At 62.4% G+C, this 15,446-nt stretch carries 19 protein-coding genes and 1 tRNA gene; 8 read left to right on the top strand and 12 right to left on the bottom strand.

Annotated elements, in window-relative coordinates:
- The 3 genes from ACSHWJ_RS14245 to ACSHWJ_RS14235 form a co-directional block, all read left to right on the top strand.
- Window positions 1-667, top strand: a 667-nt coding sequence (locus ACSHWJ_RS14245) for an HK97 family phage prohead protease (protein ID WP_432540038.1), incomplete at its 5' end; no start/stop codon positions are given.
- 124 nt (window positions 668-791) lie between these two features.
- Window positions 792-1,052: a hypothetical protein gene (locus ACSHWJ_RS14240; protein ID WP_218800968.1), complete on the top strand. Its 261-nt coding sequence runs from the start codon at window positions 792-794 to the stop codon at window positions 1,050-1,052.
- Window positions 1,053-1,229: 177 nt separating this feature from the next.
- Window positions 1,230-1,718 (top strand): hypothetical protein, encoded by a 489-nt coding sequence (locus ACSHWJ_RS14235; protein ID WP_432540037.1) that lies wholly within the window; start codon window positions 1,230-1,232, stop codon window positions 1,716-1,718.
- Here ACSHWJ_RS14235 and ACSHWJ_RS14230 read toward each other — a convergent pair.
- The 3 genes from ACSHWJ_RS14230 to cmoA form a co-directional block, all read right to left on the bottom strand.
- Entirely contained in the window at window positions 1,682-2,323 is a 642-nt protein-coding gene (locus tag ACSHWJ_RS14230; RefSeq protein ID WP_432540036.1) for a hypothetical protein, read from the bottom strand. The genes ACSHWJ_RS14235 and ACSHWJ_RS14230 overlap by 37 nt on opposite strands.
- Window positions 2,324-3,084: 761 nt before the next feature.
- A tRNA-Glu gene (locus tag ACSHWJ_RS14225) sits at window positions 3,085-3,160 on the bottom strand.
- A gap of 100 nt (window positions 3,161-3,260) precedes the next feature.
- The gene (gene cmoA / locus ACSHWJ_RS14220; protein ID WP_017365407.1) at window positions 3,261-3,989 is read right to left on the bottom strand and encodes a carboxy-S-adenosyl-L-methionine synthase CmoA; all 729 of its coding nucleotides are present in this window, start codon (window positions 3,987-3,989) and stop codon (window positions 3,261-3,263) included.
- A 73-nt stretch (window positions 3,990-4,062) separates the two neighbouring features.
- On the opposite strand from cmoA, the gene pcnB reads away from it, so the two are divergent.
- The 5 genes from pcnB to panD all read left to right on the top strand — a co-directional run bounded on the left by pcnB (window position 4,063) and on the right by panD (window position 8,125).
- Window positions 4,063-5,475, top strand: coding sequence for a polynucleotide adenylyltransferase PcnB (pcnB, locus tag ACSHWJ_RS14215; protein WP_017365408.1), 1,413 nt, complete (start codon window positions 4,063-4,065; stop codon window positions 5,473-5,475).
- 12 nt (window positions 5,476-5,487) lie between these two features.
- A complete protein-coding gene (gene folK, locus ACSHWJ_RS14210) occupies window positions 5,488-5,985 on the top strand; it encodes a 2-amino-4-hydroxy-6-hydroxymethyldihydropteridine diphosphokinase (protein WP_432540035.1) in 498 nt (165 codons plus the stop codon).
- Window positions 5,978-6,787, top strand: coding sequence for a 3-methyl-2-oxobutanoate hydroxymethyltransferase (panB, locus tag ACSHWJ_RS14205; RefSeq protein WP_432540034.1), 810 nt, complete (start codon window positions 5,978-5,980; stop codon window positions 6,785-6,787). The genes folK and panB overlap by 8 nt, the downstream gene beginning before the upstream one ends.
- Entirely contained in the window at window positions 6,784-7,644 is an 861-nt protein-coding gene (gene panC / locus ACSHWJ_RS14200) for a pantoate--beta-alanine ligase (RefSeq protein ID WP_432540033.1), read from the top strand. The genes panB and panC overlap by 4 nt, the downstream gene beginning before the upstream one ends.
- A gap of 100 nt (window positions 7,645-7,744) precedes the next feature.
- A complete protein-coding gene (panD, locus tag ACSHWJ_RS14195) occupies window positions 7,745-8,125 on the top strand; it encodes an aspartate 1-decarboxylase (protein WP_010961544.1) in 381 nt (126 codons plus the stop codon).
- Window positions 8,126-8,129: 4 nt separating this feature from the next.
- Here the strand turns inward: panD and folP are convergent, their stop codons facing one another.
- The 9 genes from folP to ACSHWJ_RS14150 form a co-directional block, all read right to left on the bottom strand.
- Window positions 8,130-8,969, bottom strand: coding sequence for a dihydropteroate synthase (gene folP / locus ACSHWJ_RS14190; protein WP_026045957.1), 840 nt, complete (start codon window positions 8,967-8,969; stop codon window positions 8,130-8,132).
- Between the two features lie 96 nt (window positions 8,970-9,065).
- Window positions 9,066-9,872 carry a GTP cyclohydrolase FolE2 gene (gene folE2 / locus ACSHWJ_RS14185; protein ID WP_282213225.1) on the bottom strand — a complete coding sequence of 269 codons (807 nt, stop codon included), beginning with the start codon at window positions 9,870-9,872 and terminating at the stop codon, window positions 9,066-9,068.
- Between the two features lie 57 nt (window positions 9,873-9,929).
- Entirely contained in the window at window positions 9,930-10,208 is a 279-nt protein-coding gene (locus tag ACSHWJ_RS14180) for a hypothetical protein (RefSeq protein ID WP_432540032.1), read from the bottom strand.
- Between the two features lie 18 nt (window positions 10,209-10,226).
- Window positions 10,227-10,763: a phage virion morphogenesis protein gene (locus ACSHWJ_RS14175; protein WP_282213508.1), complete on the bottom strand. Its 537-nt coding sequence runs from the start codon at window positions 10,761-10,763 to the stop codon at window positions 10,227-10,229.
- Window positions 10,764-10,767: 4 nt separating this feature from the next.
- Window positions 10,768-10,959 (bottom strand): hypothetical protein, encoded by a 192-nt coding sequence (locus ACSHWJ_RS14170; RefSeq protein WP_432540031.1) that lies wholly within the window; start codon window positions 10,957-10,959, stop codon window positions 10,768-10,770.
- On the bottom strand, window positions 10,956-12,281 hold the full coding sequence (locus ACSHWJ_RS14165; protein ID WP_432540030.1) for a phage head morphogenesis protein: 1,326 nt from the start codon (window positions 12,279-12,281) through the stop codon (window positions 10,956-10,958). Before ACSHWJ_RS14165 ends, ACSHWJ_RS14170 begins: the two co-directional genes overlap by 4 nt.
- Window positions 12,281-12,898, bottom strand: coding sequence for a hypothetical protein (locus ACSHWJ_RS14160; protein ID WP_432540029.1), 618 nt, complete (start codon window positions 12,896-12,898; stop codon window positions 12,281-12,283). Before ACSHWJ_RS14160 ends, ACSHWJ_RS14165 begins: the two co-directional genes overlap by 1 nt.
- Window positions 12,899-13,489: 591 nt before the next feature.
- Window positions 13,490-13,792, bottom strand: a complete 303-nt coding sequence (locus tag ACSHWJ_RS14155; RefSeq protein ID WP_432540028.1) for a hypothetical protein — start codon at window positions 13,790-13,792, stop codon at window positions 13,490-13,492.
- Between the two features lie 45 nt (window positions 13,793-13,837).
- The gene (locus ACSHWJ_RS14150) at window positions 13,838-15,445 is read right to left on the bottom strand and encodes a DUF935 domain-containing protein (protein ID WP_432540027.1); all 1,608 of its coding nucleotides are present in this window, start codon (window positions 15,443-15,445) and stop codon (window positions 13,838-13,840) included.
- Window position 15,446: the final 1 nt, after the last annotated feature.

Raw genomic sequence — 15,446 nt, 5'->3', positions numbered from 1 at the left:
CATCACTCCGGATACCACCGATTCCGCCAAACGCACCTTCAACGTAGTGTGGTCGACCGGCGCCGCCGTCAAGCGCTACGACCTCCTGGAAAACCGGTATTTCAACGAAGTCCTGGACCTGTCCGGAGCTGATCTGACGCGGCTGAACTCGGGCGCAGCGCCCGTCCTCGACGGCCACCAGGCCGCGGGTGTGGGCAGCGTCATCGGCGTGGTGGAACGTGCCAGCGTATCCGCCGGCAAGGGGACCGCCAGGATTCGGCTATCCGATCGTCCTTCCGCCCAGCCCATACTGCAAGACGTGAAAGACGGCATCCTCCGGAATGTGTCAATCGGCTACTCCATCGACGAAGCCACCCTGATACCCGGCAAGAACGGCCAGCCGGATACCCTGCGCGTGACCCGCTTCACGCCGCTGGAGATTTCGCTTGTATCGATTCCCGCCGATGCCGGCGCTCTGGTTCAACGGAGCCAGACCAAGACCTTCCCGGTCCAACTGACCCGCGAGCTTTTCGACGCATCCGGAATTTACGCCAAACGCAATGCCACGCGGGGCGTAGGTTCGGCGCTTCCAGCAAATCCCCCTGGAGCGCCGAAGCCGACATCGGCACCCGCACGCCGAGCGCTTCCCGATCCGTCAGCCGTCTATGCCTCAAGGCGCTCAAGTTAGGGGACCGCGTACCTCGCGCGGCGCGGCGCATGGTGTCACCCACTCAAAGGCCATGCGGGCCAGACGCCGGAGTCTTACCTCCTCCGGCGAAGGCTTCTTCCTTCATCACTACCAGGACACCCCCATGAGCAACGACCCGATTTCATCCCTTGAGCAATCCATACTGGCCGCAGTCGGAGACAACGACCAGGTGAAACAGACGTTCTCCAACTGGCGCATCGCCCACGCCGGCAAGACCATCAAGGTCCAGCGCCCCATCACAAGGGAAGAAGCCGACCGCCTGGCGCGGTTGATCGAATCCGGCATGTCTCCGACCTACGCTATCCGGGCACTCGGCCTGCCAGGACAGGGCGTTCAGCGGAAGCGCTCGAACTTCCTGGGCTGACGGGTCCTCTTCCGCGCCCTACGCCATACGGGTGTGCAAACTCGCGATGTTTCGCTAGTCGCAGAGTTCCCATGGATTTCCTTCCTATGCTCGACGAAACCCGCGTGGTTGCTGGGTTTCAGCCACAGCCCGCAGGAAATTTGCCGAAATTCATTTCCTCTTGACCCCGTGACATCCATGACCGAGACAATCACCCAGCTCCAGGCCGCCGACATCGTAGGCGTCACTCCGCGCCGAATGCGTCAGCTCGACAACGAAGCCAGCCCGCCGCAGCGCAATGGCGATGGACTTTACCCATGTGATGCGTTTGGCCAATGGCTCCGCGCCCGCATCGAGGCCGACTTCGTGACATCGAGCGACGGCACCATCTACGACCTTGAAGCCGAGCGAGCCCGCCTTGCTCACCACCAGGCGAACCTCGCCGCGATGGACGAAGAGGTGAAACGCAAGAGCCTAATCCCGGCTGAAGTTGTGCAATCGCGCTGGACCGAGCTTGCAGCCAACGTCCGCGCCAAATTGCTAAACCTGCCCGGCCGGGGCGCTGTGAAAGTGGCCGGACTGGACTCAGTCCAGGAGATCGAGAAGGAGTTGCGGACGTTGGTCTACGAGGCATTGCGCGAACTGGCAGGTCAGACCGACGACGCCAAGCCCGACAGCAATGCCTGACCTGCTGGACGCCCACCCGCATCCATCGCCTCGGCCAGCTCTGGCACGCCCTTGTCTACGACCCGCTTGGCGCGTCGGTAGGTCATGTGGCTTCCGAAGCCGGCTTTCTCTGCGGCTACCTCGTCTGAGCGCTTTCCAGGCTCACCTTCGTAACAATTGTTACGAAGGTCTGAGTTATCACCCTTCCTAGTCCCGGCAAGAGCGATTTGTCTTTCTGCTGCCTTCACTTTCAGCTCATCCTCAATCGCCCGGGCGATGGCGACCTTTTCGGCGGCTACCTCGCGGGATTCCTTGCCATTCAATTCCGGACAATTGTCCGGAATTTCATTCGATGGCCTTCCGCGCCGTTCCGTGGACTTCAGCTCCTCCTCAAGCGCCCGAGCGATGGCGACTTTTTCTGAGGGGGTCCAGGCTTTGCCGATACCGAGGTCGGAGAGTGTTTGGGGTTGTTCTTCAGGCGGTCGTATCGTGAAACCGCCTGAAGAATCACGCCCAGACAGCTGCCCTTGCGCCCCCTTCGCCTTATCCATGTCGCGTTTGAGTTCACCGATTTTGGCGAGCACAGGCAGAGTGCGCGATTTCAGAAATCGGAATCCGTCCAGCATCGAGGCGATTGGGCTTATCTGCCAGGAATAGGTCTTGCGTACTTTCGCTCAGAAATGAGCAGAACCGCGGGAACGCAGGCGGTCACTCACTTTTCGGGGAAACTCCCAAAAACCAACACCCACATGCACGTGGGAACCTGACCCTTTTCCCCGAAATTGGGGAGCGGGCTGAAAGGGTCGCATTTCAAACGCGACCCTTCACCAGCAGGCGCTCAGGAGTTTTACCCCATTGGTGGAAAACCGGGTCGCGATTTCAAATCCGACCCTTCACTCACGCCATTGGCGGAAGTGGCGCTTCGCCAGCCGGTTTTCCTCAGTCTCAGTAAAACCAGCACGCCCGGCGCCCAACCCCCAGCGGTGGATGGACCATTCCAGTGATACGTTGCCTGATCGGACTGGCGACGCTGTCGCCCCTGTCGCCCACCCGTCGCCCAGCGAAAACCCAGCAACCACGGGCTTTGTCGCCCCGTCGCCCGTGTCGCCCCATGTAAGCGCAGCGCACGCAGATGTGCGAGGGGCTGCCGTTTTCGGAAAAGACCGCGCAGAGACTCATGTGTATAGCCCGTGACCCGAGACTTTCAAATGGTGCGCATGCGCACCATTTGCCTAACTCCTGGTACACCCTCTACGAACTCACGAAGCTGTCGGATGAGGAGTTTGAGGCAGAGATTATTTGCCGGAAACGGCTGGAATCAGAGCGAGGGATTTTCCCCCAATTTTCCCCCAGTTACGGGAGCAAATTACTAAGCCGCTGATTTTTATGGCGTCCCCAGGGGGATTCGAACCCCCGTCGCCGCCGTGAGAGGGCGGTGTCCTGGGCCTCTAGACGATGGGGACAGATCGAAAACCGGCACTCCCGGAAGCTTCCGGATACCGCTCAACCGTCTTGGAAGAGGGGCACATGATACTACATGACTGCGCACATCTCCAGATGCCCTCACTTGACGGCCACTATGCCGACGAAGTTGTACCACTTGAAGAACACGTCGACGTAGCGGAAGCCGGCCGATTCGAGCATCTCGAGGTTCTCCGCCAGCTTGTACGGTACCAGGACGTTTTCCAGGGCTTCGCGCTTCTGGGCAATCTCCAGTTCGGTATAGCCGTTGCGCTTCTTGAATTCGTAGTAGTACTTGATGAAGGAGCGATTGAAGAGGGAGCTCTCGCCGAGCACTTTCTCCACCAGAACCAGCGCGCCATTTTCCTCCAGCCCGTCGTGGATGGCCCTGACCAGCCTGTCGCGGTAGAGCGGGCGGACGAACTGCAAGGTCAGTATCATCAAGGCCAGCGAGGCGTTCTCCATGACGACCCCCTGATTCAGGTCGGCACGGGTCAGCTCGACGGCGTTGGCGAAGGCGTGCCCTGCCATCTTGGCGCGGCATTTCGCCAGCATTTCCTGGGAGTTGTCGACCCCCACCAGTGTCAGTCCACGCGGCCCGATAGCCTGGTCCAGGCCGATCAAGGTGGTGCCCGTGGAGCAGCCGAAATCGTAGATGCGGGTGTGCGGCATGGCGAAGTCGCCGGCCATTTCGGCGATCATGCGCTGCAGTTCGGCATAGAAGGGCACCGAGCGCTCCAACATGTCATCGAACACGGTCGCAACGCTCTCACCGAATCCGAAGTCGTCGAGGAATGACTGTGACTGTCTGTAAATTTCGTCTCTGGACATCGAGTTATGAATTTCGACGATGGATACGAGCGCCGCAAGGGGCGCTCGATTGAGCCGGTCTTGGAGCTGGGTTATGATTTCCGTACAACTTCCTATAACCAAACAACCAACAAATCCTCTGGAAATCTTCGCCTTCATCAAACGGCTGATCGGTGCGTTGCGTCCCGCCGCTGCGGCAGCGCCGGATCCCGTTTCCGCCGGTCCGCGGATTTATTCCCGCTCCGAACATTCGATCTCGCGCGCGCTGATCAGCGACAATGCGCTGAAGGTGCTCTATCGACTGCGTAAAGCGGGTTATCAGGCCTACCTGGTCGGCGGCTGCGTGCGGGACCTGCTGCTGGGGCGGGAACCGAAAGATTTCGACGTGGTCACCGATGCCCACCCCGAGGAAATCAAAGCCGTTTTCCGGAACTGCAGGTTGATCGGCCGCCGCTTCCGCCTCGCCCATGTACACTTCGGCGAGGAGATCATCGAGGTCGCCACCTTCCGCGCATTGACCCGCGAGCCGCACGACGAGCATGTTACCGAAGGCGGACGCATTCTGCGCGACAACGTCTACGGCACCATCGAGGAAGACGCCTTCCGGCGCGATTTCACGGTCAATGCGCTGTATTACAACATCAGCGACTTCTCGGTCATCGATTACGTGGGAGGAATGGACGACCACCGCAACGCGTCGCTGCGACTCATCGGTGATCCCGAACAGCGTTACCGGGAAGACCCGGTGCGGATGCTGCGGGCGATCCGGTTTGCGGTGAAGCTCGGCTTCACCTTGCATCCGAGCTGCGCCGAACCGATTCACCGCCTGGCCGACCTGCTGCGGGACATTCCGGCGGCCCGCCTCTACGACGAGATCGTCAAGTTGTTCCTGGCAGGTTACGCGGTACAGACCTTCGAACAGCTTCGCCATTTCCGGCTGTTCGGTTCGCTTTTCCCTGAAACGGAAAACTGCCTGGCCCGCGAAAATGGCGGGTTCCCGTTGATTTTCCTGGCCAAGGCGCTGGAACGCACCGACCAGCGCGTGCAGGAAGACAAAGCCGTCGCACCCTATTTCCTGTTCTCCGCCTTGCTGTGGGAGCCGGTCCGCAGCCGGGCCGAAGCCCGGATCGCCGAGGGCGAGAACCCCATCGTGGCTTATCAGGAGGCCGCCTCGAAGGTCATCTCCCGCCAGATCCGACACACCGCCTTCCCGAAGACGATCGGGCTCCCGATGCGGGAAATCTGGCTGCTGCAGTCCCGTTTCGACAAGACGCAAGGGGGGCGTCCCTTCCGCCTCCTGAGCCATCCGCGTTTCCGTGCCGCCTATGATTTCCTCGTCCTGCGGGCGGAGACCGGCGAAGCCGAACCGGAGCTGGCGGAATGGTGGACTCGGTTCCAGTCTGCCGATGAAGCCGAGCAGAAGGCCATGACCCGCACCGGCCGCAGGTCCGGCGGAAAATCCAGGCCCCGGAAACGGCGCGGACGCCCTCCGGTAGCGGCGGCCTGATCCTTTCCCGGAATGAGCGGCGAAAGCAAGGCCTACATCGGTCTCGGCGGCAATCTCGGCAATGCGGCCGAAACCGTGCGGACCGCCCGGCGGGCCATCGGTGCCGTCCCCGGCGTGCGGGAACTCGCCTTTTCCAGCCTTTACCGCAGTGCTCCGATGGGGCCGAGCGACCAGCCGGATTACGTCAATGCCGTCATGGCCGTCGCCACCTCCCTGGCACCGCAGGCGCTGCTCCACGCCCTGCAACGGATCGAGCGGATCCACGGTCGGGTACGCACCGGCGAACGCTGGGGGCCCCGGACGCTCGACCTCGACCTGCTGCTCTACGACGATCTCGTACTCGACACGGAGACCCTGAGGCTGCCGCATCCTGGCATCGCCGAACGGGAATTTGTGCTGTATCCGCTGGCGGAAATCGCGCCCGACCTCGACATTCCCGACCGGGGCCCCTTGCGAGAACTGGTCCGGAACTGCCCCTTGCGGGGCCTCTCGGTCATCGCCCATGACTGATCCGGTGACTCTGCCCGACCTGCTCGCCATGAAGCGGCGCGGCGAAAAAATCGCCTGCCTCACTGCCTACGACGCCTCGTCCGCAGCCTTGCAGGACGAAGCCGGCATCGAGGTCATCCTGGTGGGCGATTCGCTCGGCAACGTCATCCAGGGCCAGCCCACCACCTTGAGTGTCACGCTCGACCACATGGTGTACCACACGGCCTGCGTGCAGCGAGCCGCGCGCCGTGCACTGGTACTGGCCGACCTCCCTTTCCTGAGCTATTGCACTCCGGAACAGGCGGTCCGCAGCGCCGCCCGGCTGATCCGCGACGGCGGGGCGCAGGTGGTCAAGTTGGAAGGCGGGCGGGAACGGCTCGACGTGGTCCGGTTCCTGACGGAACAGAATGTCCCGGTATGCGGCCATCTGGGCCTGCAGCCGCAAGCCATCCACCGGCTGGGCCGTTACGCGCTGCAGGGTCGCGACGCCGAATCGGCATGCCGCTTGGTCGAAGATGCCCGCCAGTTGGCCGAGGCCGGCGCAATGCTCCTGGTGCTCGAATGCATCCCCTGGGAGCTGGCGCAGGAAATCACCGCCGCGGTCGACATCCCCACCATTGGCATCGGCGCCGGGCGACATTGCGACGGCCAGGTCTTGGTCTGGCAGGACATGCTGGGCATGAGCGCACGACTCCCGCGTTTCTGCAAAGACTTCCTCGCCGGCAATGCAGGGGTTCGTGAGGCCGTCTCGGCCTACGTGCGCGAGGTCAAGGCCGGCATCTTCCCGGGCGACAGGCACAGTTTCGGCCGCGACGGTCCATGAAAATCGTCTCCACCAAAACGGAGCTGGAAGCGGTCCTGGCGCCCTGGCGGGCGGCAGACGACAGCATCGCGTTCGTACCTACGATGGGCAACCTGCACGCCGGCCATCTGCATCTGGTCGACACGGCGAAGACCAAGGCCCGGCGGGTAGTGGTCAGCATCTTCGTCAACCCGACCCAGTTCGGACCCGACGAAGATCTGGCCGCCTATCCCCGCACGCCCGAACAGGACATCGAACGACTGCGCGCCCATCAGGCCGACCTGCTGTATCTGCCCGACGCCGCCGACGTCTACCCCGATGACGGCCAGCCGGCCACCTTTGTCGAAGTACCCGGCCTGTCGGAACAACTCTGCGGAAAATTCCGGCCCGGCCATTTCCGCGGCGTCGCCACCGTGGTCTGCAAGCTGTTGAACCGGGTCCGGCCGGACCTCGCCTTGTTCGGCGAAAAGGACTTTCAGCAACTGACCGTCATCCGCAAGATGGTGCGCGACCTCGACATGGCCGTGACGATCATGGGTGTCCCGACGGTCCGCGAGCCCAGCGGCCTCGCCATGAGCTCCCGCAACGCCTATCTCAGCCCGGAGCAGAAGGAACGCGCCTCCCTCATCTTCCGCACCCTGAACCAGGCCGCCGAAGCCGTGCGCGCGGGAGAACGGGACTATGCCCGCATCGAGCAAGAAGCCAGCGCGACACTCGAAACCGGTGGTTTTTCGGTCGATTATGTCAGCATCCGGCGACAGCAGGACCTCGCCGCGCCTTCGGCAGACGACAGCGCGCTCGTGATCCTGGCCGCGGCGCATCTGGGCAGGGCACGATTGATCGACAACGTCCTGATTTCCCTCGACACAACCCGTTGACGAAATGGATTGTTTCCGATTCGCCACAGTCGCCGGATTGCTACACTCCGGCCCATCCGGCATAATCCCACGCCCTGATCAGACCTGACAGGTACGCTCAATGCAAACCACGATGTTGAAAGCCAAGTTGCACCGAGCGCGTGTGACCCATTCGGAGCTCGAATACGAAGGCTCCTGCGCCATCGACGGCTCACTGCTCGACTGTGCCGGCATTCGCGAATACGAGCAAATCCAGATCTACAACGTCAACAACGGGGAACGCTTCACCACCTATGCCATCCGCGCCGCCGACGGATCCGGCACCATCTCAGTCAACGGCGCAGCCGCCCGCCTCGCCGCCGTGGGCGATATCGTCATCATCTGCGCCTACGTCGGTTTGAACCAGGCCGAACTGGCCGCCTACCGGCCGAACCTCGTCTACGTCGACGAAAACAACCAAATCACCCGGACCAGCCACGCCATCCCGGTTCAGGCGGCCTGAAAACCTAAAGCCGCGCTCGGCGGATCGCCTCCGCGACATCCGCCGCCTGCCGATTCTCCTTCACGTCGTGAACCCGAAACACCCGCACGCCGGCTGATACACCCAGCGCGGTCGTCGCCACCGTCGCCGGCACCAGCGCCGCCGGCTCGGTTTCGCCGCAGACCGCCCCCATGAAGCGCTTCCGGCTGGTGCCCAGCAGCACCGGATACCCCGTTGCGACGAAGCGGTCCAGGTGGGCCATCAGCTTCAGATTGTCGTCCCGCCGCTTGCCGAAGCCGATGCCCGGATCGAGCAGGATGGAGTCGTGCGGAACGCCGGCGCGCCCGGCTGCCTCCGCCCGCTCCAGCAGGAACGCCAGCACTTCGGCAACCACGTCTTCGTAATGCGGCCGCTCCTGCATGGTCAAAGGCGTACCCTGCATGTGCATCAGCACGACCGGCGCGCGCTCGGCCGCCGCCAGCGGCAGCATCGCGGAATCATCCCGCCCCGCGGACACGTCGTTGATCAGATCGGCACCGGCCCTCAGGGCCGCGCGGGCCACTTCCCCCTGTGTCGTATCGACGCTGATCGCCACCCGTCCGGGGAGCAGCCCCCGCAGGCGTTCGATGACCGGTACCACACGAGCCAGTTGGACCGCGGCCTCGACCGGCTCCGCTCCCGGCCGGGTCGACTCTCCCCCCACGTCGATCACGTCGGCGCCCTCTCCCGCCATGAACACGCCGCGGCGGACGGCCTGCTCGACATCGTCATACAGGCCGCCGTCGGAGAAACTGTCGGGGGTGACGTTGAGGATGCCCATGATCAGCGGGCGATCCTGGGCGAGCAAGGCGAGCAATCGGTTCATGGAACGGTCGGGCGATTTCGGGCCTGCCATTCTATTCGATCGCATCGGCTCCCGTCCCAGGGAATCCAAGGCCGCCAGCGGCAGAAGGCCGAGGTCTCAAGCGTCCGCCGTCCGCTTGTCGCGCTCGATCAGCGCGTAGGCCGAATGGTTGTGGATGGACTCGAAATTTTCCACCTCGACCGCATATGCCGCGATGCGCGGTTCGGTGTCCAGGCGGGCGGCCACGCCGCGTACCAGATCCTCGACGAAGCGGGGATGGTCATAGGCGTATTCGGTGACGTACTTTTCGTCGGGACGTTTCAGGAGACCGTAAATCGGCGAGGAGGCCTCTGCCTCCACCCACTCGATCAGCTCTTCGATCCACACGAAATCACGCATGCGCACGGCGGTCGTGACATGAGAGCGCTGGTTGTGAGCGCCGCGTTCGGAAATCGCCTTGGAACAAGGGCACAGGCTGGTGACCGGCACGGTCACACCAAGCCATGTCGTCGTTGCGGCGACGGAAACTTCGCCGATCAAGGCGACCTCGTAATCCATGAGACTCCGGACACCTGTCACCGGCGCGCGTTTTTCCAGAAAATAGGGAAAACGCATTTCGATGCGACCCGCCTCGGCGTTCAGGCGCTGCATCATTTCCGCCAGCATCGCCTCGAAGGAGACGATGTCGATCTCGCGGTCGTGGCCATTGATGATCTCCACGAAGCGCGACATATGGGTTCCCTTGAAATGGTGCGGCAGACTCACTGCCATGTCGAAACGGGCGACGGTGTGCTGTTCGCCCAGACTTCGATCCCGGACCCTCACCGGATGGCGAATGCCCTTGATCCCGACCCTGTCGATGTCTATCCGGCGCAGGTCCGCTCGGCCTTGCACGTCGTCGATGGCCAGACCTTCTTCCTCCATGCCTCGTCCCCGATCGCTTCGAAATCCCGGAGGGCCCACGCCGTACGCCACCGGCCCTCATGCCGCCCGAATCGAGCGGAAACGCTCGGCATCTTCGCGTTCGAAAGCCACGCCGCCCACGGTGAAATGGTCCAGCGACAGGCTGTAGAAGCGATCGAAATAGACCTTGACGTCGCGCTCGATGCGCCTGTCGTAGCAAGGCTCGATGGTCAGCGCCGAACCCGCCGGGCGATCGTGAGTGAGAGTGAGATAAATGAACGGGAATGTGTGAGATAAACGGGAAGACCAGGGATGAAGAAGGAAGAAACTGGACGTCAAAACGAAAAAACGTTTCACACGACGCAACAACACAAATCAGCCGATCGCGGCCTGAATGTGCTCCTCAAGAATCGCGGCGATCTCTTCCCGGTCGGCATCGGACAAGCCGACAAACGGCCTCGCAGGGATGTCTCCCCACGGAATCGGATGTCCTTTCTTCGAGCCGGCATGGCGCCTGAAGTCGTTCTTGTCGTACTTCAAACGCGACAGCTGGTAATACCTTCCGAACTCCCCCATCGCCGCACCGAACTGATGAACAGCCCCGTAGATTCTGTCGGTACCGAACAGCAGGCCGTCGTCCTCGACCTGGTAATGAAGGGAATTGCGCAGATGCCCCTCGAGCACCAGCACCTTGTCCCGGTGTTGCGGCTTGATAGCGCGGTAGGACTCTGAAAGCGGCGCCCACTTCGAGCCATCCGGCGCTTCCCCCGCGGCGAAGCGTTCATCGTGGGACCGCTCCAGATAAGCGCCGATGTCACGGAGTGCGGGTTCCGGATTGCCGATCAGGCGCACCAGTTCCGCCAGGGCCTTCCTGGCGTTCTCGTCATCGACTCGAATGAACGTGCCGGCCATGCGTTCACCCCTTCCGCGCGAGCCGGCCCCGAGCCTCTTCCAGCTGCCGATCTTGCTCTTCAGGGGGAAGGTTTAGCCAGACGTCCCGATACCAATCATCGAACTCCCGCTGCGCGCGCTCGGTATCGGCAAAAGCGTCAGGGCCGTCGAATACGACAAGATCATCGGGTTGGCGCTGATCGAGCGGCTTATTCATGATTTCTCTCTACGGTAAACCAGGCCAAGACGGGATGCGACGCGCACCCAAACACGGTGCCGCACCTCGAATCCGTAATGTATGGCGCGCAGTTGTCCGGTTTTTACCCGGTCCCGAACTTCGCTTTCGGCCTTCGGAAACTCTTCGGCGTAGACGCGCGCCAAATCCGCTTCGGCCGGCCATGGCCCGGCCATTGAGTGTCTGAATAGCGCAGTCACGGCCCGGATTTCGGCAAAATCATACGCCGCGGCGAGCGCGATGTCTTCGAGACTGAACGACGCGCCGCCGGGATGATTATGGCTGAACGTCGCGCCAGCCATGGGTGTCAGCTCGGCATGCGTGAAAGTGACCCGATCCGATTGCCCGCTTCGCTGCAGGAGGATGGCGCCCTGACTATCCAGCAGGGCGGCATGTTCTGTTGCCAGATCGCTCCGGACAGCGTCTTCGAATCGGATGATGGCCGCCTTCAACGGCGTCGAAATATCCGGATTCGCTGACGGATAGTCTGTATCGTAAGGCGTAAATTCCCCCGCCGGCTGGGTGAATCGCAAGGAAAGCTCATCTTTCAACTGTCGCCCAATTCCCGCCGGCAGCTTCGCCACCTTCCGCTCGATCTCCTTGCGCATCAGATCCGTGCGCGAGGCGCCCGGCGCGTAGTTCCAGCCAGGATCGATGCCGTTCGGCACCCGGTGCACTTCGCCGGTCACCTTGTCCGTCCAGTCGTAGCTGCCATCGTCCGGCGGCGTATCCGGTCCTGTCTTGCCCATCCGCCGCAGATCCCGCTCGGACAGCGCGAACATCCGGCACTTGCAGCCCCAGCCGTTGGGCGGCCAATGGGTTTGCACCCACGGATCATCGACGGTCACCACCAGCCCGTCCCAGGATTTGTGCAGCGGGCGCGGATGGGCAGACAGATCGGAGTGCTTATATTCCAGGTACGGCCGCCATTGCTTGCCCGCCTGTACCTGTGCCCAGCGTCCGGCCTGGTAGGAAGTGCGCAGATTGGTTTCGTAGATCAGCCGGGTGCGCCAGGCCCTGCCGGCATCGGATTCCTCCCCCTTCCAGCCCGTCCAGCCATGACGGGCCACGATCGCATCGAAATCCTTCCGGAATTCCGCCAGCGTCGTACCCTTGGCCACCCCCTTGAGCATAGCCCCATGCAGATCGGCCAGCAGGTCCGCCTTGGCAGCGCCGGACACCATGAAGCCGACATCGTGCTGTTCCTTCCAGACGTCCGCCCAGCGGTCGGTCGGGACCAGGTCCTTCCCGCGGAAGAACCGGATCGCCTCGTCGAATGGCAGGGAGCCGTATTGGGCGGACATCAGCCGATAACAGCCGGCAGCTCAATCGAATCGGCGTCCACCCCGGAGAACTCAATCCAGGGGCCGGAACCGCGCCGGACGTCGAAGAGTGCCTTCGGATTGCGCGGAATTTCCAGCGTTGCGATGCCGTCGGCGCCGCTCAATGCTTTCACCACTTGCGCGGAATACGCACCTTTTGATCCGACGGCATCGCGCATCCGAATCATGACTTCGATGCCGGCCGCCAGCGCGCCATGGACATCGTAGCAATACGTCCATGCGATCGTTTTGGTTGGTCCGGAGGGAGCGGGAATGGATACCACCGGACCAGCCGGTACGTTGTACACGATGCGATCGTTGATCGCCTGTACCCCAGAGGCTATGCCGGCAATTGTGGGGTCTGCCGCAAGGTCGGCTGCTGTGATATACCCAGTCCCAACTGTGTCATCGGTAGGAATCCCCACCGACACCCTGGCCGGAGGCGGGACGGCAAGTGACCCGGTATAGGCAGCATCTCCGTAGACTGCGCCGGAGCGAACATCGAGTTGTGCTGGAACAACCAGCGACACTGGCCGGAATGTTTCGATCGTCCCATCATCGAGAACAACCTCATATTTCCGGTTAGTAACAGGCAGCATTCTGCACCCTCCGCTTCCGGATACTCCGCTGCAGTAATACGGGCCAGGACCGCTGATGGACTCCTCATAAAATACGATCGTTGTAACGGCGACCCCTCCGAGACCGTTTGATGCAAACCCGGTCCCAGCTATTGCCCGTTTCACCCATGCCTTCCCGGTTCCGTAGACATAAAGTCCCACGGATGACTGACCTGAACATCCGTAAACATCGCCAATGACGTAAAGGTCGCCTGCTACGCGATGGGTTATACCCATTACGTTTGTCCCGGTTCCTCCATGCGCGTCTCCAACAACATAGGAAGTTTCTCCGGCAACACCCGTATATTGAACGCACCCGAACTCTGTTAGATATGCGTTCCCAGCGTAAATAGTCGCCGTAAGCGTCCGGTTGCCGGGGAGTTGGAATCGCCCACCCTGTACCGCTCCGCCTGTCGCATCGTTCCTGACCTCAGCTAGCGTCCAATCGAAGTCGATAACGATGGATTTGCCGTTTGCAACTGCAACATCCCCCGGCCCCGGTACGACACCTCCCGTCCACGTTGCTGGAACGCTGGCATTACCGTTCTGCGCTGCGAGGATGATGGCCACGGCTTAATACCCGCGAGCGGTAATGAACGCCTGGATCGCCGGAAGAATCGCTGCCATAGCAGCAGCCAGCGCAGGGTCTGTCTCAGCCTGCGCGTAGCAGGCCCCGCACCCTTCGTACCTGACTCCAGCTTGGTTGGTGTCCAGCGTGCCATCCGGGAGGTAGCGGTATGGGGTCAGCTTCAGGGACATCGCCCCCTCGATGTTGTTGGTGATGACGACAGGGGCGAGGGTAAGCTCAACCAGGTACTTGTCGTAGGGAATCTCTGGATGTACGACAGTTGACGGTGAGGTCGCGAGAATAGGCATGGGGGGTACTCCATTCAAAATTGCAATTAAGGTCGAAGGCGATGTTCATTCCCCCTGGCGGACTTCGAACCGCCCCGCCATGCCGGCGGAAAACATCCCCTGCGCCATGAATTCGGCGAAGTCTCGAGCGTCCATCTCGGCGTAGAGCGACGGTAACGACTCCGTGAATTCCGCCAGCGTCTGGCCGTCGGCGATGGCCTTGTCGAGCGCCGTGCGGATCGGGTCAAGCAGCCCTTTTTCGATCAGCGGTTCGGCCTCTTTGCCCAGGCGCTCGACGTATTGGTCGACCACGTCGGGGGCGGGATCGCCCTCGGCCAGACTTGCAGTGAGCGGACTCGTGCTGAGCGAAGCCGAAGCCGCCGAGCCGTCGGCCTGAGCCGGGTCCGCCGCTGGCGCAGGTGGCGGCGGCCCAGGCTTCACTTCCTCCCATTCCCCGCCATAGGTTTCCTTGATCTCTTTCAGGGTGGGTTTGAAGCCGATGTCGAACAGGTTCTTGTCACGCTCGGAGCGGGATTTGAGGTCTTCCGGTTCCTCGACGTCGCGCCAGACCTTTGGGTAGGCCGCGCCGGAGTAGTTCCAGTCGACCAGCCAACGAATGAAGGACCGGTTGGCCGACTCACAGATCAGATCCGCATCGGCTTTGACCAGGTCGCGGCGGACCTTATTGGCGTTGTCCTCGCCGCCCAGTCGGCCGGGCGTGGCGTCGGTGCTGCCGGTGTGGCCCAGCACCACTTTGCTGATCGCGGCGTCCATCCGGTCGTACAGCGCGGTGTAATCGGCGGTGCCGGAACGGGCCGCCTCGATGAGCTCTATGGTCATGCCTTCCGGGATGATGACGCCCGAGTCGCGCTGGATCGCCCGCAGTGCGGACAGAAGCCTACGTTTTTCCGCATCGGTGGCGCCGGGCTGATAGGTCCCCTTGCCGGTGGGCATGCCGAACTTCTCGAGGAAGATCAGCCAGAACTTGATGTCGTTCTTCTTGAAGTAGGCCGGCCAATACAGCCAGTGTCCCAGCCCCAGGCCGTAGGGTTCGTCGTCATGGTCGGCGCCGGTGGCGAACACCCAGAACTTGCGCTCGGGCATCAGCTCGCCCTGGGCGTTGCTGCCCGTCAGCAACCGCAGACGGAAGTCGCCGTCGAAGGCAAACCTGCGCCGGTCGCGCACCTTCATCGCATCCAGCACGATCTGGGCGCCGTCGCGCGCCCACAGGCACTCGGCCACCGCCCAGCCATAGAACACCCCGTACAGCATCTTGTCGGTGCGCTGGTCCCAGCCGATGTGCTCTAGCTGCGCCTTGACGAACTCGGCGGCCTGCTTATCGATCCGCTTGGTGCCGCCGGGCTCCACGTCCCATTCGGCGGAGGTCACGGCACTGCGGCGCTGGCCGAACGAGGCCTGCACCTGGTCGTCGCGCAGCACCTCTGCGTAGACCTTCAGGTCCCCGCCCTTGGCCTGCAGGATTTCGTCCGAGGACGGCAGGATCATGTCGGGGTGGATGTAGCCGCGGGTGACGTCGCGGCCGTCGTGCGTGGTCGCAATCTCGTCGAATTCCGGGCCGGCGGTCTCCGCCAGTTCGGCGAAGGGCGGCAAGGGCCTGCCGTGAGCGGAGTCGAATGGTGCGGCAGCTCGAGCGATGTAATCCCAGAATCCCATC

It is taken from the genome of Methylococcus sp. S1M (genome assembly GCF_051295855.1).
Taxonomy (GTDB): Bacteria; Pseudomonadota; Gammaproteobacteria; order Methylococcales; family Methylococcaceae; genus Methylococcus; species Methylococcus capsulatus.
This window is presented reverse-complemented; position numbering and strand designations above follow the sequence as displayed.